The sequence below is a fragment of the Tenacibaculum todarodis genome (genome assembly GCF_001889045.1).
Classification (GTDB): Bacteria; Bacteroidota; Bacteroidia; order Flavobacteriales; family Flavobacteriaceae; genus Polaribacter; species Polaribacter todarodis.
Genome location: NZ_CP018155.1, coordinates 840,592 through 865,028 on the forward strand (window position 1 = coordinate 840,592; position 24,437 = coordinate 865,028).

The 24,437-nt window shown below is 30.3% G+C and carries 20 protein-coding genes; 6 read left to right on the top strand and 14 right to left on the bottom strand.

What is annotated here, in order from left to right:
• Positions 1 to 285, bottom strand: a complete 285-nt coding sequence (locus LPB136_RS03895) for an LETM1 domain-containing protein (RefSeq protein WP_072554880.1) — start codon at positions 283 to 285, stop codon at positions 1 to 3.
• Positions 285 to 1,448 (bottom strand): proline dehydrogenase family protein, encoded by a 1,164-nt coding sequence (locus tag LPB136_RS03900; RefSeq protein ID WP_072554881.1) that lies wholly within the window; start codon positions 1,446 to 1,448, stop codon positions 285 to 287. The genes LPB136_RS03895 and LPB136_RS03900 overlap by 1 nt, the downstream gene beginning before the upstream one ends.
• A gap of 90 nt (positions 1,449 to 1,538) precedes the next feature.
• On the opposite strand from LPB136_RS03900, the gene aroB reads away from it, so the two are divergent.
• Positions 1,539 to 2,597, top strand: coding sequence for a 3-dehydroquinate synthase (gene aroB / locus LPB136_RS03905; RefSeq protein ID WP_072554882.1), 1,059 nt, complete (start codon positions 1,539 to 1,541; stop codon positions 2,595 to 2,597).
• Here aroB and bshA read toward each other — a convergent pair.
• The 5 genes from bshA to dnaB form a co-directional block, all read right to left on the bottom strand.
• Entirely contained in the window at positions 2,594 to 3,724 is a 1,131-nt protein-coding gene (gene bshA, locus LPB136_RS03910; protein WP_072554883.1) for an N-acetyl-alpha-D-glucosaminyl L-malate synthase BshA, read from the bottom strand. The two genes, aroB and bshA, sit on opposite strands and share 4 nt — an antisense overlap.
• 161 nt (positions 3,725 to 3,885) lie before the next feature.
• Complete coding sequence (locus LPB136_RS03915) at positions 3,886 to 4,731, bottom strand: transketolase (protein ID WP_072554884.1); 846 nt, start codon at positions 4,729 to 4,731, stop codon at positions 3,886 to 3,888.
• A gap of 153 nt (positions 4,732 to 4,884) precedes the next feature.
• A complete protein-coding gene (locus tag LPB136_RS03920; protein ID WP_072554885.1) occupies positions 4,885 to 6,069 on the bottom strand; it encodes an asparagine synthetase B in 1,185 nt (394 codons plus the stop codon).
• Positions 6,070 to 6,149: 80 nt separating this feature from the next.
• Positions 6,150 to 7,121 carry a hypothetical protein gene (locus LPB136_RS03925; protein ID WP_072554886.1) on the bottom strand — a complete coding sequence of 324 codons (972 nt, stop codon included), beginning with the start codon at positions 7,119 to 7,121 and terminating at the stop codon, positions 6,150 to 6,152.
• A gap of 101 nt (positions 7,122 to 7,222) precedes the next feature.
• On the bottom strand, positions 7,223 to 8,731 hold the full coding sequence (gene dnaB / locus LPB136_RS03930) for a replicative DNA helicase (protein ID WP_072554887.1): 1,509 nt from the start codon (positions 8,729 to 8,731) through the stop codon (positions 7,223 to 7,225).
• Positions 8,732 to 8,945: 214 nt separating this feature from the next.
• On the opposite strand from dnaB, the gene LPB136_RS03935 reads away from it, so the two are divergent.
• From LPB136_RS03935 to lysA, 4 genes are all read left to right on the top strand, one after another.
• A complete protein-coding gene (locus LPB136_RS03935; protein ID WP_237267416.1) occupies positions 8,946 to 9,950 on the top strand; it encodes a DUF3810 domain-containing protein in 1,005 nt (334 codons plus the stop codon).
• On the top strand, positions 9,951 to 10,505 hold the full coding sequence (locus LPB136_RS03940; protein ID WP_072554889.1) for a hypothetical protein: 555 nt from the start codon (positions 9,951 to 9,953) through the stop codon (positions 10,503 to 10,505).
• 28 nt (positions 10,506 to 10,533) lie between these two features.
• Entirely contained in the window at positions 10,534 to 11,772 is a 1,239-nt protein-coding gene (gene pepT, locus LPB136_RS03945; protein WP_072554890.1) for a peptidase T, read from the top strand.
• Positions 11,773 to 12,055: 283 nt separating this feature from the next.
• Positions 12,056 to 13,258: a diaminopimelate decarboxylase gene (gene lysA / locus LPB136_RS03950; RefSeq protein WP_072554891.1), complete on the top strand. Its 1,203-nt coding sequence runs from the start codon at positions 12,056 to 12,058 to the stop codon at positions 13,256 to 13,258.
• A gap of 242 nt (positions 13,259 to 13,500) precedes the next feature.
• Here the strand turns inward: lysA and LPB136_RS03955 are convergent, their stop codons facing one another.
• The 4 genes from LPB136_RS03955 to rpsF form a co-directional block, all read right to left on the bottom strand.
• On the bottom strand, positions 13,501 to 16,671 hold the full coding sequence (locus tag LPB136_RS03955; protein ID WP_072554892.1) for a TonB-dependent receptor: 3,171 nt from the start codon (positions 16,669 to 16,671) through the stop codon (positions 13,501 to 13,503).
• Between the two features lie 109 nt (positions 16,672 to 16,780).
• Positions 16,781 to 17,227 carry a 50S ribosomal protein L9 gene (rplI, locus tag LPB136_RS03960; RefSeq protein ID WP_072554893.1) on the bottom strand — a complete coding sequence of 149 codons (447 nt, stop codon included), beginning with the start codon at positions 17,225 to 17,227 and terminating at the stop codon, positions 16,781 to 16,783.
• 14 nt (positions 17,228 to 17,241) lie between these two features.
• Positions 17,242 to 17,541, bottom strand: a complete 300-nt coding sequence (rpsR, locus tag LPB136_RS03965) for a 30S ribosomal protein S18 (RefSeq protein WP_173862380.1) — start codon at positions 17,539 to 17,541, stop codon at positions 17,242 to 17,244.
• Between the two features lie 3 nt (positions 17,542 to 17,544).
• The gene (gene rpsF, locus LPB136_RS03970; RefSeq protein WP_072554895.1) at positions 17,545 to 17,886 is read right to left on the bottom strand and encodes a 30S ribosomal protein S6; all 342 of its coding nucleotides are present in this window, start codon (positions 17,884 to 17,886) and stop codon (positions 17,545 to 17,547) included.
• Between the two features lie 118 nt (positions 17,887 to 18,004).
• Between rpsF and LPB136_RS03975 the strand changes: the two genes are divergently transcribed.
• Positions 18,005 to 18,895 carry a sterol desaturase family protein gene (locus LPB136_RS03975; protein WP_072554896.1) on the top strand — a complete coding sequence of 297 codons (891 nt, stop codon included), beginning with the start codon at positions 18,005 to 18,007 and terminating at the stop codon, positions 18,893 to 18,895.
• 169 nt (positions 18,896 to 19,064) lie between these two features.
• Here the strand turns inward: LPB136_RS03975 and mqo are convergent, their stop codons facing one another.
• From mqo to priA, 3 genes are read right to left on the bottom strand one after another with little or no spacing between them, the layout of a single operon-like run.
• Positions 19,065 to 20,537, bottom strand: a complete 1,473-nt coding sequence (mqo, locus tag LPB136_RS03980) for a malate dehydrogenase (quinone) (RefSeq protein ID WP_072554897.1) — start codon at positions 20,535 to 20,537, stop codon at positions 19,065 to 19,067.
• 1 nt (position 20,538) lies between these two features.
• Positions 20,539 to 21,936 (bottom strand): ArnT family glycosyltransferase, encoded by a 1,398-nt coding sequence (locus LPB136_RS03985; RefSeq protein WP_072554898.1) that lies wholly within the window; start codon positions 21,934 to 21,936, stop codon positions 20,539 to 20,541.
• Positions 21,937 to 21,939: 3 nt separating this feature from the next.
• On the bottom strand, positions 21,940 to 24,384 hold the full coding sequence (priA, locus tag LPB136_RS03990) for a replication restart helicase PriA (protein WP_204218370.1): 2,445 nt from the start codon (positions 24,382 to 24,384) through the stop codon (positions 21,940 to 21,942).
• Positions 24,385 to 24,437 lie beyond the last annotated feature (53 nt).

Here is a 24,437-nt window from a genome sequence, read left to right on the forward strand (position 1 = left end):
TTATTCTGGATCTTCTCTAAAGGCGCTTGGTAAAATATCGGGTATTAATTTTATTAGAAGTGGTAATAAAAGTGCGCCTCCAGGCAGCATAAACACTGTAAATGCTGGGATTGCCTTACAGATATCTAATAATTGGACTTTAATCTTTTCCTTTTCTTCTGTGTTTAAACTCGAATGTGTTGCTTTTTGAATTAAAAATACAGCTTCTTTACTTTGCTTTAATTCTAATGCAAGGCGTTTTTTATTCTTTGATAGAAGGTCTTTTATTTCTTGAACTGTAGTCATTATAATTTTCTACGTTTGCGCTCAGTTTTAAGTAGATTTAGCTCTCTACTTGTTTGCCCGGAAACGGATGTATTTTCTTCTGCTCTTCGTATTAAATAAGGCATAACGTCTCTAACTGGCCCAAAAGGCAAGTATTTTGCAACGTTGTAACCTTCGTTTGCTAAATTATAACTGATATGATCGCTCATACCAAATAATTGTCCAAACCAAAGACGCATATCGTTGTTTTCTATATTGTGTTTTTTTGCTAATTCCATTAACAAATAAGAACTTTCTTCGTTGTGTGTTCCTGCAAATAAAGCCATTTTAGGGTGTTCCATCATGTATTTTATAGCTTCATTATAATTATCGTCTGTTGCTTGTTTGTCTTGGCAAATTGGAGATGGATATCCTTTTTCTTCAGCTCTGTCACGTTCTTTTTCCATATAAGCGCCACGAACAACTTTCATTCCTATATAAAATCCTTTTTGATGTGCTTTTTGATGTAAATCTCTCAAATAATCCATTCTGTCATGACGATACATTTGTAACGTATTAAACACAATAGCTTTGTCTTTATTATAGATTTCCATTAATTCTTCAATTAACTCATCAGCTGATTTTTGCATCCAACTTTCTTCTGCATCGATTAATAAAGGAACATCCTTTTTTAAGGCTACTTCACAAACTTTATGAAAACGAGCTACTACTCTATCCCATTCTTTTTGTTCATCTTCTGTTAGTTTTTTTCCTTCAGAAATTTTAACATACAGTCCAAATCTTCCAAAACCAGAAGGTTTAAAAACTGCATAGGGAATTGATTTTTTTTCTTCACAAAAATTAATGATTCTTAGAATTTTTTCTAAAGCGCCATCAAAACTTATTTCTTCGTCTTTACCTTCTACAGAATAATCTAAAACGCTATGAACATTACCATTGCTATGCATATTATCAATGATAGGCAAACAATCATCTTCAGTAACTCCACCACAAAAATGGTCGAAAACTGTAGATCTTATTAAACCTTCTACAGGTAAATGTACTTTTAATGCAAAGTTGGTAACCGCAGATCCTATACGAACCATTGGCTCGTTTTGTATCATTTTAAACAAAAAATAAGCGCGTTCTAACTGAGAATCTGTTTTTAATGAAAAAGCAACTTCTGTATTATCAAAAAGTTTCATACTATATCGTTTTAGTAGAAACAAATATAATATTTGAATGGTAATAATTGAATATTTTCTGTTTAAATTGCACGCTTAATAAATTTACTAATGAAAACCATACAAGCAGTTACATATCCTGTTCATTTTCAAAAAGAAAGCTACAAAGAACTCTCTAAATTAATTGAAGAGAAAAATTATTCTACTATCTTTATTTTAGTTGATGAAAACACTTTAGAGCATTGTTATCCTAAATTTATTCCAAATTTAGCAACAGACAAGCGTATTGAAGTCATAGAAATTGAATCTGGGGAAATAAATAAAAACTTAGAAACTTGTACTGGTGTTTGGAATGTACTAACGGAATTAGAAGCCGACAGAAAAAGTTTGTTGATTACACTTGGTGGTGGCGTTATTACCGATTTAGGTGGTTTTGTTGCTTCTTGTTTTAAACGTGGAATTGATTTTGTCAATATTCCAACTACTTTACTTTCTATGGTTGACGCTTCTGTTGGAGGAAAAACTGGTGTAGATTTAGGTGTTTTGAAAAATCAAATTGGATTATTTTCTAATCCAGAAATGGTATTGGTAGATGATGCCTATTTGCAAACTGTTACTCCAAGAGAAATACGTTCTGGCACTGCTGAGATCATTAAATATGGCTTAACGTATGACATTAAACTATTTAATGAAATAAAACACAATAAAAACCTGGAAATAAGCGATTTAATATTTACTTCTATTAATATTAAAAACGAAGTTGTTTTACAGGATCCTAAAGAAAATGGATTGCGTAAAATATTAAATTTCGGGCATACAATTGGGCATGCAATTGAGTCTTATTTTCTTGAATCTGAACACAAAAACAACCTAACTCATGGAGAAGCTATAGCAATAGGAATGATTTGTGAATGTTTTGTTTCTGCTGAATTATTAAATTTTCCGAAGGAAAAATTAAAAGAAGTAAAAGAAACAATTGTTTCAATTTATGGAAAAACTGCTATTTTAAAAGAGGACTTCCCTTCTATTATTGACTTATTAAAACATGATAAGAAAAACGTAAACGGTCAAGTAAACTTTGTTTTACTAAACGATTATGAAGATTACAAATTAGATTGTAAAGTATCTGAAGATTTAGTTATTAAGAGTATTGAATATTATAATTCTTAAACCGTTACCGAACAACTCTTATACAAATCTTCGTAAACTGGTAAAATATTATCTAAAGAGAACAATTTAGTATGCGCTTTAGCATTTATTTTAAATTGCGCTAAAGTATCTTCGTTTTTAAGGATTGTTAGGGTGTTTTTTGCCATGTCTACAACATCACCAACAGCACTTAAAAAACCAGTTTCTCCGTGAATATTTACTTCCGGCAATCCACCAGCATCTGTAGAAATAACAGCTGTTCCTGCCGCCATTGCCTCTAAAGCTGCTAATCCAAAACTTTCTGTTTCTGATGGTAATAAAAACACATCCGAATAACATAAAATCTTAGCGACCTCATTACTACTTCCTAAGAAAATAACATCTTTTGCAACACCTAAGTCTTTAGCTAACTTTTCTGCTTTAAACCTTTCAGGACCATCACCAACCATTAATAATTTAGACGGAACCTCTTTATTAACTTTTGCAAAAATTTCTATAACTTCATGTGTGCGCTTTACAGGTCTAAAATTACTAACGTGCGTAAGTATTTTTTCTTCTGGTTTAGCTATTGCAATTCTATTGCATTCTGTATCATGGGCTCTATCATACTTTTCAGTATCAATAAAATTATAAACAACCTTTATATCTTTTTTTATGTTGAATAAGCGTAAAGTATCTTCTTTTAAACTTTTAGAAACGGTTGTTACAACGTCAGAATTATTGATACTAAATTCTACGGCAGTTTTATATGTTGGGTGACTTCCAACAAGCGTAATATCTGTTCCGTGAAGTGTTGTTACCACTTTTATATTAATATCTTTTTCTTGTAACATTTTCTTAGCCATATAAGCAGCATAAGCATGTGGAATGGCATAATGTACATGTAAAACTTCTAGTTGATGTTTCTCTACAACTTCAACCATTTTACTAGACAAAGCCAACTCGTAAGGTTGGTATTGAAATAATGGATATTCTTCCATCAATACTTCGTGAAAATGTAAATTGTGCGTAAAAAAATCTAAACGTACTGGTTGGTTGTAGGTTATAAAATGTACTTCATGACCTTTATCTGCTAAAGCCATTCCTAATTCCGTTGCAACTACTCCACTACCTCCAAAAGTTGGATAACATACAATTCCTATTTTCATGTAATTATTGAAAAATTAAATTATTAAAAGATTGAAAACTTCAATTTCTTAGTTGTAAAGATAAAGGTATTCTTACAGTTAAATTCTAAATAAAAGTATAAAAAAAACCTACAATAAAAATTGTAGGTTTATAATATGAAGATACTGAAACAAGTTCAGTATTAATAATCTCCTAAAGTTGCAGGATTCTGTGCTAATGCATTTTCTAATTGCTCGTCACTTGGTGCTTTACCGTGCCAAGCATGTGTATGCATCATAAAATCTACACCATTACCCATTTCTGTATGTAATAAAATACAAATTGGTTTTCCGTTTCCAGATTTTGATTTTGCAGTTGCTAATCCATTTTGGATAGCTTCAATATCATTTCCTTCTTTTACCTCTAAAACATCCCAACCAAAAGCTTCAAATTTTGCTTTAATGCTTCCCATTGGTAAAACTTCATCCGTAGAACCGTCAATTTGTTTTCCATTTAAATCTACTGTAGCAATTAAAGTATCAACTTTTTTTGCTGATGCATACATAATTGCTTCCCAGTTTTGACCTTCTTGCAATTCTCCATCACCCAATAATAAATATACTAATTTATCGTCTCCGTTTAGTTTTTTTGCTTCCGCAGCTCCAATAGCAACGCTCATTCCTTGTCCTAAAGAACCAGAAGCAACTCTAATTCCTGGTAAACCTTCATGCGTAGTTGGGTGTCCTTGTAAACGAGTATCCATTTTTCTAAAAGTAGCTAATTCACTTACAGAAAAATAACCACTTCGTGCTAAAACACTATAAAAAACAGGAGAAATATGTCCGTTTGATAAGAAAAATAAATCTTCATTGTTTCCATCCATTTTAAAATCTGATGAATGTGTCATTACATCTTGATATAAAACGGTTAAAAATTCAGCACATCCTAAAGATCCTCCTGGATGACCAGAATTCACTGCATGTACCATGCGTAAAATATCTCTACGTACTTGTTGTGTAAAATCTTGTAATTGTTGTGTTGTTGGCATTGTATGTTGGTTGTGTTGTTATTTTTCAATTTAAAAAACAAAAATATAAAAGTGGATTGGTTTTTCGTACTTTTATTTTAAGAGATATTTACTGATTATTAACATTTCGACTATGCTCAATCTAAACATTTATTGATTTTAATTGATAAAAAACTATGTCTTCTGTTTCTTCTTTTTAGCAGCAGGAAATAATACATTGTTTAAAATTAAACGATATCCTGGTGAAGTTGGATGTAAATCTAACTCCGTTTTTGGATCTCCTACTCTATGCGTATAATCTTCAGGATCATGACCTCCATAATAGGTAAACATTCCTTTTCCTTTGGTTCCATGAATATAACGTGCTTCTCCATTTGTCTTATTTTCGCCCATTACCAAAACTGTAGATTTTACGGTATTGCTATCAAAAGAAGTAGTTTGCCCCATAAAACCTTTAACTAACTGTGTATGGTTTTGCGTTAACATTGTTGGAACTTGATCCCATTTAGCTGAATATTCTTTTAACGAAAAGTAATCTGAAGTTTTTGAAATTTTTCTTTTACGGGTCATATCTATTGATGAAAACTCGTAAGTTGTAGGGTTTTTAATTAGTTCAAAGTCCTTAAAAGCAAACGTTTTATTGAAATCTATTTTTGATTGATAATTTGGTTCAGATGCATCTCCATCAAACATTGCTTCAGCAATATCTACACCATCTGCAGCCAATGCAATATCAAAACTATCAGTTGCAGAACACATGGCAAACATAAATCCACCTCCAATTACAAAATCTCTAATTTTTTTTGAAACTGCAGCTTTTGATTCAGAAACCTTATTAAAACCTAATTTTGTAGCTAAAGCTTCTGCATCTTTTTTCTGTTGAATGTACCAAGGTGCCGCTCTAAATGCTCCATAAAAACGACCATATTGTCCGGTGAAATCTTCATGGTGTAAGTGTAGCCATTCGTATAAAAGTAATTTGTCATTTAAAACATCTTCATCATAAATTACATCAAACGGAATCTCAGCAAAGGTTAATACCATTGTTACGGCATCGTCCCAAGGTGCTTTGTTTTTTGGTGAATACACAGCAATTTTTGGAGCTTTTTCCAAAGTTACCGCTTCCATATTTTGAGAAGGAGAAGAAATCTCTTCTAAAATTAGTGCAGCTTTTGAATCTGAAATAACCTGAAAAGAAACACCACGAATTTTACATTCTTTTTCTAATGCATCATTATTTTCAATTAAAAAAGCACCGCCATCATAGTTTAATAACCATTTAGCTTTTAAGCCATTTTCTAAGGAATAATAGACAATTCCGTAGGCTTTTAAATGGTTTTTCTGATTATCATAACTCATTGGAACGTAAATAAATGACGCCCAAATGGAGTTTGACAATAAGAGAAATGTTAATATTGACAAGAGTCTTTGCATAAATTTTAATAATTATTTAAGTTCTTCATTACCCAATTATTTTTATAAATATTTTTTTCAACCCCTAAAAACCAATCATTTGGAATTGAATGGATAAAACGTTCAAAGATAAAATCTATTTCATTTGGAATTTTGTTTTTTGAAGAAGCAAAATAAAATCTCTCATTAACTCTTGGTATTTTAGGTTCAATAATAGTTTGTATATACGAATTTTCATAATTGACGTTTTTTTCAAATGTAGACATTTGATAATAATTATTATTTAATATATCTCTATATTGAATCATCAAATTAAAATTATCAAATTCTATTTGGTAATCTTTAAGAGAAATACTGATTTCCTTTTTTTGAGGAAGATAATCACAAACTATTTCCTCTGTAAAATAATAATTTTCACCAGATGTTAAATAAATACTTTTATTTATTCTTATTCTTGCTCTCTCCTTATATTCTTCTTTTATAAAATTATCTACAAAATAATCAGGTTCATATTTATTACTATTTATTGGTAAGATTAAAAAACAATCAATATCATAGGCTTCATTATTACTCCTATTTGAAATATTTAAATCAAACTTTTCAGGTAAAACTAAAATATCACTGTTTTTTTGAGTAAAACTGGAATCCTGATGTTTCGTCCCATGTTGTAAAAAAGGCATATTATTTATTCTCAATTGTTCTGTCATCATTTTATTAGATAACTCTTGAGCATCAGCAGTTCTTTTTAATTCTTCTCGTGTGTATTTTAATTCTTCTCTTTGTAATGAAAGCTCTGTTTTTTGTAAGTAGATAGTATAAATAATTCCAGCCAAAGCTAAACCAGAAAACAAAGAATTAATCGCTCCAAAAGTATCTCCAAATGTTGCACTAACTGCCCAATCTGGAAAAAAATATTTTATTAAAACTGTAGATAATATCCATAATAAAATTATAAATAAACCTAATTTCCATAATGGTATAATTTTTTCTTTCTTCATTCTAAAAACTAAAAATACACAATTACCTTAAAGCAAATGTGTATTTCTATATATTTTATGATTATTATTAAAAGTCCTTTTAATAAATGGCAATTATTGCCCTAAAAAGGCACTTCATCATCAATACCTTCATCTGTTCCAAAAGCATCTTTTGGCTCAATACGCGTATTTATATCTGTATTCATAGATGATTGAAATTCACTACTAAAGCTTTCTTCTAAATCTGAGAATTTTGCTAAATGTCCCGTAAATTTCAAACGAATATTATCCAAACCACCATTTCTGTGTTTAGCCACAATAAATTCACCTTGTCCTTCACACGGAGAATGATCATCATCATCCCATTCAGTCATTCCGTAGTATTCTGGTCTAAAAATAAACGATACAATATCTGCATCTTGCTCAATGGCTCCAGATTCACGTAAATCTGATAATAAAGGTCTTTTAGATCCTCCACGTGTTTCTACCGCACGTGATAACTGAGAAAGTGCAATTACCGGAACTTCCAATTCTTTAGCTAATGCTTTTAAATTTCGAGAAATCATAGAAATTTCTTGTTCACGATTTCCTCCTGCCTTTCCTCCTGCTGTCATTAATTGTAAATAATCAATTACAATAATTCTAACATTATGTTGCGATACTAATCTTCGTGCTTTTGCACGTAAATCGAAAATTGATAAAGATGGTGTATCATCAATAAAAATAGGTGCATCAGAAAGTTTTTTAACTTTTACATTTAGTTGTTCCCATTCATGCGGTTCTAAATTTCCTTTTCTTAGTTTTTCTGAAGTTAAGCCTGTTTCCGAAGAAATCATACGTGTTATTAACTGAACAGAAGACATCTCTAAGGAGAATACGGCAACTCCATGACCAAAATCAATTGCCATGTTTTTTGCCATCGAAATTACAAATGCTGTTTTTCCCATACCAGGACGCGCAGCAATAATAACTAAATCCGAAGGTTGCCAACCGGAAGTTAGCGCATCTAATTTGGTAAAACCTGTTGCCAAACCAGACATTCCATCTTGATTTGATATTTCCTGAATCTTATTAAGTGCTTGTTTTACAAGACTTCCAGCATCTTCAGAACCTTTTTTAAGATTTCCTTGTGTTACCTCAAATAGTTTTGCCTCTGCATCGTCTAATAAATCGAAAACATCGGTTGTTTCATCGTACGCATTTTCTATAATTTCGCTAGAAATTGATATTAATTTACGTTGAATAAATTTCTGTAAAATGATACGAGAATGAAACTCAATGTGAGCAGATGAAGCTACTTTTTGAGTTAAACGAATTAGATAAAAATCGCCACCAGCTTGGTCTAACTTCGCATTCTTTTTTAATTGACTAGAAACTGATAATAAGTCAATTGGTTCAGAATTTTGAAACAAAGCATAAATTGCTTCGTAAATTAAATTGTGTTTTGTGTCATAAAAAGCATCTGGATGTAAAATATCTATAACATCATCAATTCCTTTTTTATCAATCATCATTGCACCTAAAACAGCTTCTTCTAAATCAACTGCTTGTGGTGGTATTTTTCCTTTTTCAAGAGAAATAATACGCGATTTATCTATTTTATGACCAGTAACTGGGTTGGTTTTTTCCATGACTACAAATGTAATTTTTTACATCGAATTCCTTTTCTAAATTACAACATTTATTTGTACACATATATTGTAAACAAGATTGTTTTTTTACTGTTATTAACATGTTAATAAGTAGCCAACTTCTAAAAAAGTTTATTATTTTCACGCTGTGAAGTGGAATAAAAAACATATTATACTAACTCTTTTATTGCCTCTGCAAATAGGCTTAGTCCAAGTGTTGAGTCAATATCCAGCATTTATTGAACGCTACTATTCTAACGGATTGTATCCTTATATTTCTAAATTTCTTAGAGTTTTATTTGGATGGATTCCTTTTTCTGTTGGAGATGTTATTGGATTAATTTTATTTTTTTGTTTACTTCGCGGAGTCTACAAACTTATTAAAAACAGGTTTAAACACTTATTAACAAGTGTTTTACAATTTACTGCATTTTTATCAATTTTATATTGTTGTTTTTATCTCTTTTGGGGACTTAATTATTTTAGAATCCCCTTAGCTAAAAACCTTGGTTTTGAGCAATCTAAATACACCTCAGAACAACTTAAAGAAGTTACAAAACATATCATTTTAAAATTAAATGAAGCCCATTTAAACATTACAAATAATGATAGCTTAAAAGTTGTAAATCCATATCAACAAAAAGAAATCTATACGTTAGCTAGAAACGGATACACAAATTTAGAAGGCGATTTTCCGCAATTGAAATATCAATATTCCTCTGTAAAAAACTCTTTAGTTAGTAAATTTCAATCTTATAACGGAACAGCAGGATATTTAAACCCAATAACTGGTGAAGCACAAGTAAATAGATTATTACCAAAAACGAGTTACCCGACAACTACTTGTCATGAAATGGCACATCAAATAGGTTATTCCGCAGAAAACGAAGCCAATTTTGTAGGTTTTTTAGCGTCGATATATAATAAGGACAAATACTTTCAATATTCAGGTTATAGAATGGCTTTTGGGTATTGTATTTCTGAAGTTAGAAAACAAGACAAAGCATTGTTTAAAGAGCTTTGGCTAACAGTAAATAAAGGGATTTCTAAAGATTTTAACGCTAGCTATCAGTTTTGGCAGCAATATAAAAATCCAATTGAACCTTTAATGAAAAAAGGTTACAACTCCTATTTAAAAGCAAATAAGCAAACAAACGGAATTGCATCTTACAGTTATGTGGTAGATTTATTAATTTCGTATTTTGAAAAAAACATCTAAATGAAATATTTAACATTATTCTTACTCTTTTTATTGATTTCTTGTTCGGATAAAAATTCAGAATTAAGCAATCATTTTTCTTGCGACAATACTACTGTTGAGACAGAATTAAAGACGATTAAAGATATTAGAAACTTGTTTTCGGTTGAATTACCTAAGCATTGGAAAACTAATTTATATTATGACAATGCTCAAACATCAATTTTTGCAGCAGATACAACCAAATCATTAACCAAAAGTGTTTTACTAGACGTAACTTTTATCCATAATTCTGTCAGTTTTAATGAAATTTTCATTAATAAAACTACTGCTTCTTCAGAAGAAAAAGGTCTAAAAGATGAAGTTTTAAAAGAAATTCATTTTTTAGATAAACCTTCTTTCTTGCAACATTCAAAAGGAAAGAAAAACAACTATTCTTATGAAGTTGTAAATGTTTTCTCTAAAATAAATTCAGATAATTTTTTATTGACAAAAATTGAAGTTTATGGAGATTCTGCAGTTTCAAAAAGGCTTTGTAATGCCATCAATTTAGTTAACAAAATTCAGTTAAAATAGCTACTTTTACCTTTTAAAATAACACAAAATGAACAAAGAACATATATTAAACAGATTTATAAGTTACGTTACTGTAGATACAGAATCTGACCCAAATAATCCGGCATTTCCAAGTACAGAAAAGCAATGGAATTTAGCAAAGCAATTAGAAAAGGAGCTAAATGAAATTGGCCTTAGCGATGTTGAATTAGATGAGAACTGTTACATAATGGCAACGTTGCCAAGTAATATTGATTATAAAGTACCAACTATTGGTTTTGTTGCACATATAGATACAAGTCCAGATTTTACAGGAAAAGATGTAAAACCACAAGTTCATGAGAATTATGATGGAAAAGACATTCTTTTAAATAAGGAACAAAATATTGTTTTATCTCCAGATTATTTTGATGATTTATTACAATACAAAGGACAAACTATTATAACAACTGATGGAACTACACTACTTGGCGCAGACGATAAAGCTGGTGTTACCGAAATAGTTTCTGCTATGGAATATTTAATTCAGCATCCAGAAATTAAACACGGAAAAATAAGAATTTGTTTTACGCCAGATGAAGAAGTTGGTAAAGGAGCACATTTATTTGATGTAGAAAAATTTGGTGCAGAATGGGCGTATACAATGGACGGAAGCCAAATTGGTGAGTTAGAATACGAAAATTTTAATGCGGCTGGAGCTATTGTTACTATAAACGGTAAAATTGTGCATCCTGGTTATGCAAAAGGAAAAATGATAAATTCTATGTTAATTACAAATGAGTTTATTGCAATGTTACCTGAGAATGAAGTGCCAGAAAAAACGTCAGGATACGAAGGCTTTTTTCATTTACATGATATGGAAGGAAAAGTAGAACAAACTACTCTACAATACATTATTAGAGATCATGATTTAGATTTGTTTGAAAAACGAAAAGAGTTAATGCAAACAATTGCAAATCAATTAAATAATAAATTAGGAACTGATTTAATTGAAGTTAAGATTAAAGACCAGTATTTTAATATGAAGGAAAAAGTAGTTCCTGTAATGCATATTGTTGATATAGTTGAAGATGTTATGAAAGAAATGAACATTGAGCCTTTAATTAAACCAATTCGCGGTGGTACAGATGGCTCTCAGCTTTCTTACAAAGGTTTGCCTTGTCCAAATATATTTGCTGGAGGTCATAATTTTCATGGACGTTATGAATATGTTCCATTAGAATCTATTATAAAAGCTACCGAAGTTATTGTAGGAATTGCTCAAAAAGTGGCTGTAAACTTCTCATAAACAACAGTATTTACTATATAAAATAAAAACACCAGCCGTAAAGCTGGTGTTTTTTATGATATTATTACCCCCTTAAAATAACAATATCAAAATTTTAAATAAAGCCCCTTATCTTTATTCATTTCAAAGTAACAACTTTATTAACAGTTATATATAAGGAAAAACCTCCTTTTTTAACAGTTAAATGTATAATTTTCTACAAATTGATTAGATGTGTATTATTTTATTAAATACACAAATTGAAGTATTAGTATTCTTTACATTTGACCTAAATATTTAAAAAATGAATAGAAATACATTATTAAACTTAACAAAAAAATACGACAGTCCTCTATATGTATATGACGCAGGAAAAATAATTTCTCAATACAATACCATTACAGGTGCTTTTTCTAAAGTGAAAAATGTAAAGATAAATTATGCAGCTAAATCTTTATCTAACATAAATATTTTAAAATTACTAAATCAGCAAAAATCTGGTTTAGATACAGTTTCTATACAAGAAGTTAAACTTGGTTTATTAGCTGGCTTTACCCCAAAAGATATAATTTACACACCAAACGGAGTTTCATTAAAAGAAATTGAAGATGTTGCAAAGTTAGGTGTTCAGATTAATATTGATAATCTTTCAATATTAGAGCAGTTTGGGCAAAAACACCCAACTATTCCAGTTTGTATTCGTATAAACCCGCATATTATGGCTGGTGGAAATTCTAATATATCAGTTGGACATATAGATTCTAAATTCGGAATTTCAATTCACCAAGTTCCACATATAAAAAGAGTTGTAGAAAATACCAATATGAATATTAATGGTATTCACATGCACACTGGTTCAGATATTTTAGATATTGATACATTTATTAGAGCTTCTGATATTCTTTTTGATGTTGCTAAACAATTTGATGATATCGATTTTATTGATTTTGGAAGCGGATTTAAAGTTCCTTATAAAGAAGGAGATATTTCTACAGATATTGATGAATTAGGAAAACAACTTTCCAAAAGATTCAATGAATTTTGTAAAGAATATGGTAAAGATTTAACCTTAATGTTTGAGCCAGGAAAGTTTTTAGTTTCTGAAGCAGGTTATTTTTTAGCTAAAGTAAATGTGGTAAAACAAACAACTTCTACCGTTTTTGCAGGAATTGATAGTGGTTTTAATCATTTAATTAGACCAATGATGTACAATTCTTATCACCAGATAGAAAACATTTCTAATCCTAAAGGAAGACCACGTTATTATTCTATTGTAGGATATATTTGTGAAACAGATACTTTTGGTTCTAACAGAAGAATTTCTGAAATTTCTGAAGGAGATATTTTATGTTTTAAAAATGCGGGTGCTTACTGTTTTTCTATGGCTTCTAATTACAACTCTAGATTTAGACCTGCTGAAGTTTTAATTTTAGACAATAAAGACTATTTGATTAGAAAAAGAGAAACTTTTGAAGATATTCTAAGAAATCAAGAAATTTGTATATAAAAAAAAGCTCTGGCATTTTACCAGAGCTTTTGAACTTTAAAATATTGCTACCCCTTAAAAAGCAATATTTTGAATGTTGTAATAAATCCCCTTAAAATTTAATTACACTGCAAATATAGTTCAGAAGTATAGTTTTTTTTACAGGAAAAAACCTATTTTTTTAAGGGAAAAGTATTGTTTTAACAAAAAAGGCTCATTATTAATAATGAGCCTTTTAGTTTATAATATTAATATTCAATTATTTAGAATATATATCTTAATCCTAACTGCATTTGCCAACGAGAAATTAAACTAGAGTTTGGAGTAAATGTTTGTGTTACATTTGGATCAAAAGTATATGTTGGTACTCTTGTTCCAGGATCTACAGAAACCCCTAATGGTTGAACATTAGCAACCTGCTGCACAACTCCCCAATCAGAATTAATTAAATTCCCAATATTTAAAATATCTAAACTTAATTGAATTGTATTTTGCTTGTCTTCTGATAATTTAAAGTCTTGTAAAATTTTAACATCCCATTTACCTCTCCAAGGAGCAGAAGCACCATAGCGTTCTACATATTGTCCTCTTCTACTGTTTAAATATTCATCTTGTGCTATGTAAGATTTTAAACCTGTTCTTTGAGTAGCCAATGTATTATTTGTCGTGTCAAAATTCATTGCATCAACTTCAGAATCTGTAGGAATGTATAATAAATCATTTAATGAAGAATTATCATTATTTATATCTCCACCATAAGTATAATTAAACCTTCCTCCTTTTGCATATTCGAAGAATGTTGAAATAGTTGTTGGAGCTTTATCTCCGAAGAAATTAAACTTTTTTGATGCTACACCTATTATTCTATGATTATCTCCATACTTAGAATTTGATAAAACATCTGCATTAGCATTTCCTGTAGTTGGATTAAAATCAAAAGCATCTCCTGTAATTTCTGCTTCAATAGAGTTTACATCTTTAGAACTTAAATAACTATATGCTATATTGGCATATAAACCGTTTTCAAAAGTCTTTTGAATTTTTGTAGAAAAGTTAAAAGTTCTTCCTTTATCTGAATTAGTAAAAACATAAGCATTATTTCCTTTATCTGCATCATCATAATATGCTCTTGTATCTCCTTGACCTACTAAATTTTGAGAAGGTGTGTTTAATCCCCAGTTTTGAACATGAGCTCCATTTATATCTTTTGTATAAGAAATATCTCCAGTTACTACATATCCATTTTCAAACTTATAATCTACACCAACATTTGTTCTCCACACTTGCGGAAATTGAAAATTTGGATCAACCATTTGATAAAAGAATGCATTAGGGTTTGCAATTTGATTTCCTAACCATACAAAAGGTAAACGTCCTGTAAATAAACCAGAACCACCTCTAACCTGAAGTTTTCTTTCTCCATTTACATCCCAATTGAAACCAACTCTTGGAGAAAATAACCATTTGTTTGTAGGCATTTTAGCGTTATCTAACATTACCGTTTCACCAGTATTAGGGTTTGTATATGGTATAGTTAAATCAACACAACAAGAAACGTCTATTACTTCTTGTGCTTTTTCAGCAGTATCAAAAAATAATGGTTTGTCCATTCTTAATCCATACGTTAATTTAAAATTATCGTTTACTTCCCATTCATCTTGAACATAAAGTCCTAATTGCCCAACATTTGTTTCTGCTAATGCCCAACCTCCAGCATTACCTGTTCCGTTAGTTGTTAAATCATTATGCACAGAAATAGCAGCATCAAATTGACCTTGATAATTTGCTACTAATGCAGCTTCTCCAGCAGCATCTAAGCCTCTAAAATCAGCAATACTTCCTGAAGGAAAAAATACTCCTTGTGCACCTAATGCTCCTAAATTAAAAGAGTTATCAAACATAAATTTCTCAAAAGAAACTCCAATTGTATAAGTATGATCTCCTCTATATAAATTTAAATTATTAGTAATTTGAAACACTTTTTGATCTAAAACATTATTTACAGAAAAAGGCTCATGACCAGCAATAATGTAATTTGAACTTCCATTTTCATCTAAAAGAGTAATAGAAGGTGCTGGACTAGAAAGTGGATCTCTAAAATCATCAAAATGAGTATAACCCATTTGTAATTTGTTTGTTACTTTATCACTAAATGTTGAATTTAATTCTAATTGAAATGAGTTTATATTATTATTAATTTCATAACCTGCATTTTCAAACTGTAATGTTGTTGCACTTGGCCCTCTAAAACCTAATGCTGTTGGGTGTGCCGGTTTTTCTTTTGAAGCGTTTAAGAAATTATATATAAAAGCAAGTCTATGCTTTTCATTTACATTCCAATCAAACTTAATAATTCCTTTTGTTGACTTAGAATCATAAGTAAAGCCTTTGTAAGCTCCTGGATCATACATTTGTCCATTTCCTATGTCAATTTGAGAAAGTATATTACTTACTAATTGTAAGTCTGATTCTAAAACTCTAGAATCATTAATGGCACCACTTCCACTATTTGGTTGAAAAGAAGACCCTAAATCTGTTCTATCATCTTTTTCAAAGTTTGCAAAAAAGAATAATTTATTTTCAATAACAGGTCCTCCAATACTAAATCCATATTGTTTTTGAGATAGTTCTGGTTTAAAAACATCTTCACCTTCAATACTTCCACCTGTTAAGCTTTCATTTCTAAAAAAACCATAAACTGTACCATGAAACTCATTTGTACCACTTTTAGTTACGGCATTTACAGAAGCTCCTGTAAATCCAGAAAGCGTAACATCATAAGGAGCAACAGAAACAGAAATTTGCTCAATTGCATCTAAAGATATTGGTTGAGAATCTGTTTGTCCTCCTGGTGTTGCTGCATCTAATCCAAAAGGATTGTTAAATACGGCTCCATCTAAAGAAAAATTATTGTATTGGTCATTTCTACCTCCAAATGAATTACCACTTGCAGTTGGTTCTAATCTTGTAAAATCTGAAGCTGAACGAGAAATTGTTGGTAATGTTTTTAATTGCATAGCACTTACACTTGTTTGTGCTCCTGTTCTATCGCTATTAAAAACTTTACTTTTAGATGATGTAATTACAACTTCATCTAAAGAAACTCCTTCTTCAGCTATCTTACCATCTATATTAGTTGTTTTACCTAAAGTTAAATAAACATTGTTTACATCTTGTGCTGTAAAACCAACGTAACTAAATGTAACCTTATAAGGACCACCAACTCTAAGGTTTGGTACAGAATATCTACCATTTTCTTGTGTAACTGTTCCAGAAACAGTTCCTGTTGGAGTATGTAATACAATTACATTTGCACCATAAATTGGTTCTCCAGCATTATCCGTAACTATTCCTTTAATTTTTGATGTGGTAACTTGTGCAGTTACATTTAACACCAAGGTTAAAGCAAATAGTAATGCTAGTGTTTTTTTCATGTGAAAATATGTTTAAATTTGAATTATTATGATGTAAATTTAAAACAAAAAAAGCCTACTCAAACGAGTAGGCTTATCTTTTATTAACACATATTTAACATTTTGCTAATTACTCAGCAACAACTTCAAATACGATTTCTGCAACTACAGCTCTGTGTAAACGAACAGCTGCGTTGTATTTTCCTAATCTTTTAACATTACCTCCAGTAACTTTAATAAACTTTTTGTCTATTTCTGTACCAGCTTTTACTAAAGCTTCTGCAACATTAATGTTGTTTACAGATCCAAATAATTTATCTCCACTACCTACTTTAGAAGTAATTTTTAATTCATATCCTTTAATTGTTTCAGCCACTTTATTAGCTTCTTCAATTAATTTAGCTTCTTTAAAAGCGCGTTGCTTTAAAGTTTCTGCTAATACTTTTTTAGCTGAAGAAGTAGCTAAAACTGCTTGTCCTTGAGGTATTAAAAAGTTTCTACCGTATCCGTTTTTAACAGTTACAACATCATCTTTAAAACCTAAGTTTTCTACGTCTTGTCTTAATATTAATTCCATTGTCTACTTCTTTATTATTTTAACATATCTCCTACATAAGGCATTAACGCTAAATGACGCGCTCTTTTAATTGCTTGCGCAACCTTACGTTGATATTTTAATGATGTTCCTGTTAAACGTCTTGGTAAAATTTTACCTTGTTCATTTACTAAATACATTAAGAAGTCTGCATCTTTATAATCGATGTATTTAATACCATTCTTTTTAAAACGACAGTATTTTGCTTCTTTTTTAGTTTCAATATCTAACGGCGTTAAATATCTAACTTCTCCTTGTTTGTTTCCTTTTGCTTGTTGTTCTATAGACGACATAATCTCTTATTTTTTAGCAGATTTAACACGTGCGCTTCTCTTTTCAGCCCAAGCTGCAGCATGTTTATCTAATTTAACAGTTAAATAACGCATAACGCTATCATCTCTTCTAAATTCTAACTCAAATGCAGCAATAGCTTCTCCAGCTACTTTGTATTCAAGTAAGTGATAAAATCCACTTTTTTTCTTTTCAATTGGATACGCTAATTTCTTTAAGCCCCAATCTTCTTTTGAGATCATGCTAGCTCCTTTAGATGCTAAATAATCTTCGAACTTTTGTACTGTCTCCTTTATCTGAGTGTCAGATAAAACGGGATTCAATATGAAAACAGTTTCGTAATGATTCATAATTAATTGTTTAAATTTATTTTTAAGGCTGCAAATATAGTGAGTTTTAAATCAACTACATACTTTTATAATGTATAATTTTAGCTATTTTTACCAATATATTTTTAAAATTACTCTTATGAATATTCCTGAATTGCCAAATTTAATACATTATGCTATTCCTTTTTTTGTTTTAACAGTTATTATTGAAGTTATTTTAACTGTAAAAGTAAAAATGGAAGATTACCAATACAAAGATGCAATAACCTCAATAACAATGGGTTTAGGAAATGTTTTTGTTGGTTTATTTACCAAAGGATTAATCTTAGCAGTATTCTTATTTTTATACGAATATCGTTTTTTTACAATTCCATTTACTTGGTGGGCTTGGTTGCTTTTACTATTTGCTGAAGATTTAGCCTATTACTGGAATCATAGAATTGCGCATGAAAGCAGGTTGTTTTGGGCAAGCCATGTTGTGCATCATTCTTCAAAACAATATAATTTAAGTACAGCATTACGCCAAACTTGGACTGGGAGTTTTTATACTTTTATCTTTTGGTTGCCACTTATTTTGATTGGTTTTCATCCAATAATGGTATTAATGCAAATGAGTATTTCTTTATTATATCAATATTGGATTCATACAGAAATGATTGACAAATTACCAAAATGGTTCGAAGCTATTTTTAACACACCAAGTCATCATAGAGTTCATCATGCAACAAATCCGCAGTATTTAGACAGAAATCATGCAGGAATTTTTATTATTTGGGATAAGATTTTTGGAACCTTTGAACCAGAAGTTGAAAAACCTACTTACGGATTGGTTTCAAACATAAACACCTACAATCCTATTAAAATTGCTTTTATTGAATGGTTTAATATGATTAAAGATGTTTTTAATAGTAAAACTTCAATAGGTAAACGCCTAGGTTATTTTATAAAACCTCCTGGTTGGAAACACGATGGAACTGGAAAATTATCTTCAGACTTAAGAAAAGAATGGGAAGACAATAAAATGGAATAAAGTACGAACCTCGAGCTAAGTTAGCTCGAGGTTCAAAATATCATAGTTAAACATGATATTCAGGGGATTAATATAACTTTTCTGTTATTCTTATTCCTGAATTACACCTCTAAACTACAAAGTTTATCCCAATCTTTTATAAGGAAAAAACCTGTATTTATAAATTAGCTTAAAGCTTTAACGTTTTTTTAGATTTTTCTAACTGAACTTTAAACAGCTCTTTTGTTACTTCAGCTTTATAAAATGGGATAATCTGTTTCATTTTTTCTTTTCCTTCATTAGTATTTAACAACTCCGGAAATGCTTTTTCAATAACGTTTAACATAATTGAAGTTGCTGTTGATGCTCCAGGAGAAGCTCCTAACAAACAGGTTATACTTCCGTCTTTAGATGAAATTACTTCTGTACCAAACTGAAGTTTACCGCCTTCAAATTCGTCTTTTTTAATAATTTGAACACGTTGACCAGCTTTTACTACTTCCCAATCTTCATCTTTTGCGTCTTTCATAAACTTACGTAACGCCTCCATTCTATCTTCTTTACTCATTAAAACTTGCTCTACTAAGTACTTGGTTAATGGCAAATTGTGCCAAAAAGCACCAAACATAGACGGAATATTATCAAACTTAATCGATTTAAACAAATCTAAATTTGAACCTTCTTTTAAAAACTTCGGACTAAAACCTGCAAACGGACCAAACATTAACTGACGTTTTCCATCAATGTAACGTGTATCTAAATGTGGTGTAGACATTGGTGGATCTCCAAGACCTGCTTTACTATATACTTTTGCGTTGTGTTGTTTTATAATTTCTTCATTTTTACAAACCAACCATTCTCCACTAACAGGAAAACCTCCGTAACCTTCTTTTTCTTCAATTTCTACTTTTTGAAGTAACAATAAACTTCCGCCTCCAGCTCCAATAAAAACATGCTCTGCATCTACATTAAAAGTTTCATCAGTTTTATTGTTCTTAACTTCAACTGTCCAATCTTCTGCTTCTGGATCAATATCTAACACATCCATATTACAATGAACAGTAGTATCAAACTTTGTTTCTAAAATATGAAATAACTTTTCTGTTAAAGCACCAAAATTCATTTCTGCTCCACGATCTATTCTTGAAGCCGCCATAATTTCATCTTCACTCCTATTATTCATTATAAGAGGAAACCATTCTCGCATTTTATCTATTTCTCTTGTAAACTCAATAGAATTGAACATAAAGTGTTCTTTAAATTCTTTGAATCTCCTTTCTAAATAATCCGCGTTTTCTTCGCCTAAAACCCAACTGTGGTGTTTTACTGCGTTTATAAAATCTGATGGAGTGTCTAATAAATCTTCTTCAATTAAATACGACCAAAATTGTTTAGACATTTCAAACTGTGTACAAATATCAATGGCTTTTTTTATAGAAACCTTGCCATTTTCATCTGGACAATAATTCAATTCACACAAAGCGGAATGTCCTGTTCCTGCATTGTTCCAGGCAGCAGAACTTTCTTGTGCAACTTTATCTAAACGCTCTAAAATTAAGATATCCATCTTAGGGTTTAACAACTTGCAAATCAAAGCTAAATTGGCGCTCATTATTCCGCCACCAACACAGATTAGATCGTATTCTTTTTTGAATTGATTCATATTATTTTTTTATATATAAGTTAAACTGTTTAGTATGGATATCAACTTTTACAAATTCCTTTTTATCAAGATTAACATCACTAATAATTGTTTTATAGTTGTATGGATTTAGCGTATCTAAACTTATTTCATAATTCCGCATCATAAATCCATATAAAGCATCATATCTTTTTTCAGTTTTGCAACCTAAAATTACACCTTTTTGTAATTTTACTTCTAATTTTGTAAGATCTTCTAGTAAAATTTTATCTCTATTATTTATTTTTCCAATGTTATTGAATGACACAAAAATTGACGTTACTAACAAACCAATTGAAATAAAAGTAAATATTTTAGAAGTACTTAATCGCTGGATTACTTCTTTGTTTTGAACACAAATTAAACTTAATGCTACAGCAAAAAATGGCGCAGTTGTAATTAAATAATAACTTGCTTGTTTCTCTGATATCATTATTGGCAAAACACCAGATAAACCTAATAATAAAAAGAAAAATATTTGTTTTTTATGTTGAAAAAAAGTTGATGTTTTTAATTTAAAATAAGAAATTAACGATATTATAAGTACCAAAATAATTGGCAACAAGTGTACTTGAAACAACTTTTTAATAATATAAAATCTACTAGATTGCATATTACTTATACTATTTCCTTCTAAAGAATTTAAGACTTGATTGTTAAAATAGCTAATAATGTTTGTATAAGATTCTGGTTGAATAATAAAGAGTACTAATATTGTGGCAAAACCCAACAACATTAATAAACTGTATGTAATAGTTTGTTTAATTGTAATCTTTTTAACTGAAAAAGAATACAAAACAACTGCTATTAAAGGAAAAATTCCTGTAATTCCTTTTGATAAAAAAGATAGTAAAACACAAATTCCTGCTAAAAAAAAGAACGAATACTTCTCTTTTCTTATTCCTTTTAAAATTAAAATTATACTGAGTAAAATAAAGATTTCTTGAGTACATTCTAGAACATTGTTCGTGTACATTAAATAAACAACTTCGCATAAAAACCACAGTAAAACTGGTATAAACCATAGCTTTTGGCTTTCTTTATTTGCGTAAAAAATTGCTGACCAAAGTAGCTTAATTAGATAAATGTTTGCTAAGAAAATAAAAATTGAATATAACTTCTCTATCCATAAACTATCATTAAAAACAGTGAAAAATATAGATTGAATTCCAAAAACCAATGGTGGATGTTCATAAAACTGCGCAAACATAGTTTCTGTAAACATTGGTTGCCAAAATGAACCTAAACCATTTGCTAAATTTTTAGAGATTGCTGCATACCACAAACCATCTACAAACATTCCTTTTTGTAATAAATTAGGAACGAGCAATAAGATTATTATTGCAATCACGAAAATGTAGAAATTTTTATATTCTTTCATAATCTAATAAGCATCCACATCTAAAATAAAACGAATTGGTCTAAAATCTTTTACCGCTTCAAAGGTGTTTTTAATTTTAGCAATTTGTTCTTTGGTTTTTGCTAACGATTGTTTTGGCGGAATTTTAATAACCAAATTCTTAATATATTGATTTCGAACTCTTGCTACAGCAGGCGCAGTTGGTCCTAAAACATGTTCTCCGAAAACGTTTTGTAAAGATTTAAAGAGCCAATTAATTCCGTTATCAACTCGAATAAAATCCTTGTGTTTTAAGGTAATTTTAATCAACCTGTAATAAGGTGGATAATGATATTGCCATCTATCATTTAACTGCTCTTTATACATTTCTGCATAATTTGTGGTAGAAACTTGTTGCAATATTTGATGATGCGGATTAAAAGTCTGAATTGCCACATTACCTTGTTTTTTGCTTCGTCCTGCTCTACCCGAAACTTGTACCATTAATTGATAGGCGCGTTCATGCGCTCTAAAATCTGGAAAATTTAGCATAGAATCTGCGTTTAAAATTCCTACAAGCGACACATTTTCAAAATCCAATCCTTTAGAAAGCATTTGTGTTCCTACTAAAATATCAATTTCATGCGCTTCAAAAGCACCAATTATCTTTTGATATCCAAATTTTCCTCTAGTTGTATCTAAATCCATTCTTCCGATGGAATTATCCGGAAATAATTCCTTCAATTCCAACTCAATTTGTTCTGTTCCAAAACCTTTAGTATCTAATGTATTGCTTCCACAAGCACCACAACTGTTTGGCATTGCGCGTTGGTAATGGCAATAATGGCAACGCAATTCGTTTCTGTATTTATGATAGGTTAAAGAAACATCGCAATTTGGACATTGAGGCGAATTCCCACAAGTGTTACACTCTACAACTGGCGAAAATCCTCTTCTATTCTGAAACAAAATAACTTGCTCTTTTTGTTCTAAAGCTTCCGTTATTAATTGTAGCATTCTATCAGAAAAATGCCCTTTCATCAATTTCTTTTTGTGCTTATCCTTAATGTCAATCAACTCAATTTTAGGTAATTGCACATTTCCAAAACGTCTATTTAACTCCACCAAACCATATTTGTTTTGTGTTGCGTTAAAGTAGCTTTCTAAAGCTGGAGTTGCGGAACCTAATAAGATTTTTCCTTTATGAATATTTGCCAAAACAATGGCAGAATCTCTTGCGTTGTATCTTGGTGAAGGTTCAAATTGTTTGTAAGAAGTTTCGTGTTCTTCATCCACCACAATTAAACCTAAATTGTTAAACGGTAAGAAAACTGAAGAACGCGCGCCTAAAATTATTTGCGCTTTCGGTTTGTTTTCCAAAACATTATTCCACACTTCTACCCTTTCATTCATTGAGTATTTTGAATGGAAAACAGAAATCTGATTTCCGAAATAATGTTGTAATCTGGTAATAATTTGCGTTGTTAAAGCTATTTCTGGCAATAAAAACAACACTTGTTTTCCGCTATCTAAAACATTCTGAATCAGCTTTGTGTAGACTTCTGTTTTACCAGAAGACGTAATTCCATGCAATAAAACAACATCTTTTTCTTGAAAAGAAGTTTCAATTTCTTCTAATGCTTTTTGCTGAAATTCATTCAGTTCTTTTAAGGAATTGGTGTCTCCTTTGTAATTTATTCTATCGGTTTTTAAATGATAAAATTCAAAGATATTTTTATCAACCAAAGCTTTTAAAATGGACGCAGAAACATTGGCATTTGTTTCTAAATCTTTCGCTTTTATTGGCTTTTTTGAAGAGGAAAGTTGAAAAAAGCTCAATACAGCATCTCGCTGTTTTTTAGCTCTGGAAAGTTCGTTTAGTAAGTTTTCCAAATCTGCATCATTGCTATAATTTGGATGCATGCGAACATACTTAATCAACTTTGGTTTGTAAACCTCGTAAATTTCTTCTTTAATATAAATTGCCGATTTCTTAATGAGTTCATTAATAATTGGCATTACTTTTTTCTTATCTAAAATATCTACAACTTGATGAATTGTAAGCTGAGATTGATGTTGTAAGGCTTCAAAAATTAAAAACTCTGTATCTGTTAAAATACTTTCGTCTGTAAACGCTTCATTTTTATAAATGATAGTTTCGCTTTCTAACAAAAATGCAGATGGCAAAGCAGCACGAAAAACATCGCCTAACGGACACATATAATAGTTAGAAATCCATTGCCAATGTTTTAATTGTTGCTCATTTACAATAGGTTTTTCATCTAAAATTTGATGAATATCTTTTGCTTCATATAACGTTGGCGCTGTTGTATGAATTTCTACAACCAACGCAGTGTACATTTTTGTTTTACCAAAAGAAACCGCAACACGCATTCCTTTTTCTAAGAAATTAGCTTCTGCTTCGGTTACGGAATACGTAAACGTTTTGTGTAACGGAATTGGTAATATGACGTTGATAAAGTGTGGCAAACAACTTGTTTTTTATGATTCAAAAGAGTTCTGTCATTCCTGCGTAGGCAGGA

Bases quoted from the DNA above. Each gene is read 5' to 3' on its own strand.
- LPB136_RS03895 (WP_072554880.1), bottom strand. From the start codon at position 285: ATGACTACAGTTCAAGAAATAAAAGACCTTCTATCAAAGAATAAAAAA.
- LPB136_RS03900 (WP_072554881.1), bottom strand. From the start codon at position 1,448: ATGAAACTTTTTGATAATACAGAAGTTGCTTTTTCATTAAAAACAGAT.
- aroB (WP_072554882.1), top strand. From the start codon at position 1,539: ATGAAAACCATACAAGCAGTTACATATCCTGTTCATTTTCAAAAAGAA.
- bshA (WP_072554883.1), bottom strand. From the start codon at position 3,724: ATGAAAATAGGAATTGTATGTTATCCAACTTTTGGAGGTAGTGGAGTA.
- LPB136_RS03915 (WP_072554884.1), bottom strand. From the start codon at position 4,731: ATGCCAACAACACAACAATTACAAGATTTTACACAACAAGTACGTAGA.
- LPB136_RS03920 (WP_072554885.1), bottom strand. From the start codon at position 6,069: ATGAGTTATGATAATCAGAAAAACCATTTAAAAGCCTACGGAATTGTC.
- LPB136_RS03925 (WP_072554886.1), bottom strand. From the start codon at position 7,121: ATGAAGAAAGAAAAAATTATACCATTATGGAAATTAGGTTTATTTATA.
- dnaB (WP_072554887.1), bottom strand. From the start codon at position 8,731: ATGGAAAAAACCAACCCAGTTACTGGTCATAAAATAGATAAATCGCGT.
- LPB136_RS03940 (WP_072554889.1), top strand. From the start codon at position 9,951: ATGAAATATTTAACATTATTCTTACTCTTTTTATTGATTTCTTGTTCG.
- pepT (WP_072554890.1), top strand. From the start codon at position 10,534: ATGAACAAAGAACATATATTAAACAGATTTATAAGTTACGTTACTGTA.
- lysA (WP_072554891.1), top strand. From the start codon at position 12,056: ATGAATAGAAATACATTATTAAACTTAACAAAAAAATACGACAGTCCT.
- LPB136_RS03955 (WP_072554892.1), bottom strand. From the start codon at position 16,671: ATGAAAAAAACACTAGCATTACTATTTGCTTTAACCTTGGTGTTAAAT.
- rplI (WP_072554893.1), bottom strand. From the start codon at position 17,227: ATGGAATTAATATTAAGACAAGACGTAGAAAACTTAGGTTTTAAAGAT.
- rpsF (WP_072554895.1), bottom strand. From the start codon at position 17,886: ATGAATCATTACGAAACTGTTTTCATATTGAATCCCGTTTTATCTGAC.
- LPB136_RS03975 (WP_072554896.1), top strand. From the start codon at position 18,005: ATGAATATTCCTGAATTGCCAAATTTAATACATTATGCTATTCCTTTT.
- mqo (WP_072554897.1), bottom strand. From the start codon at position 20,537: ATGAATCAATTCAAAAAAGAATACGATCTAATCTGTGTTGGTGGCGGA.
- LPB136_RS03985 (WP_072554898.1), bottom strand. From the start codon at position 21,936: ATGAAAGAATATAAAAATTTCTACATTTTCGTGATTGCAATAATAATC.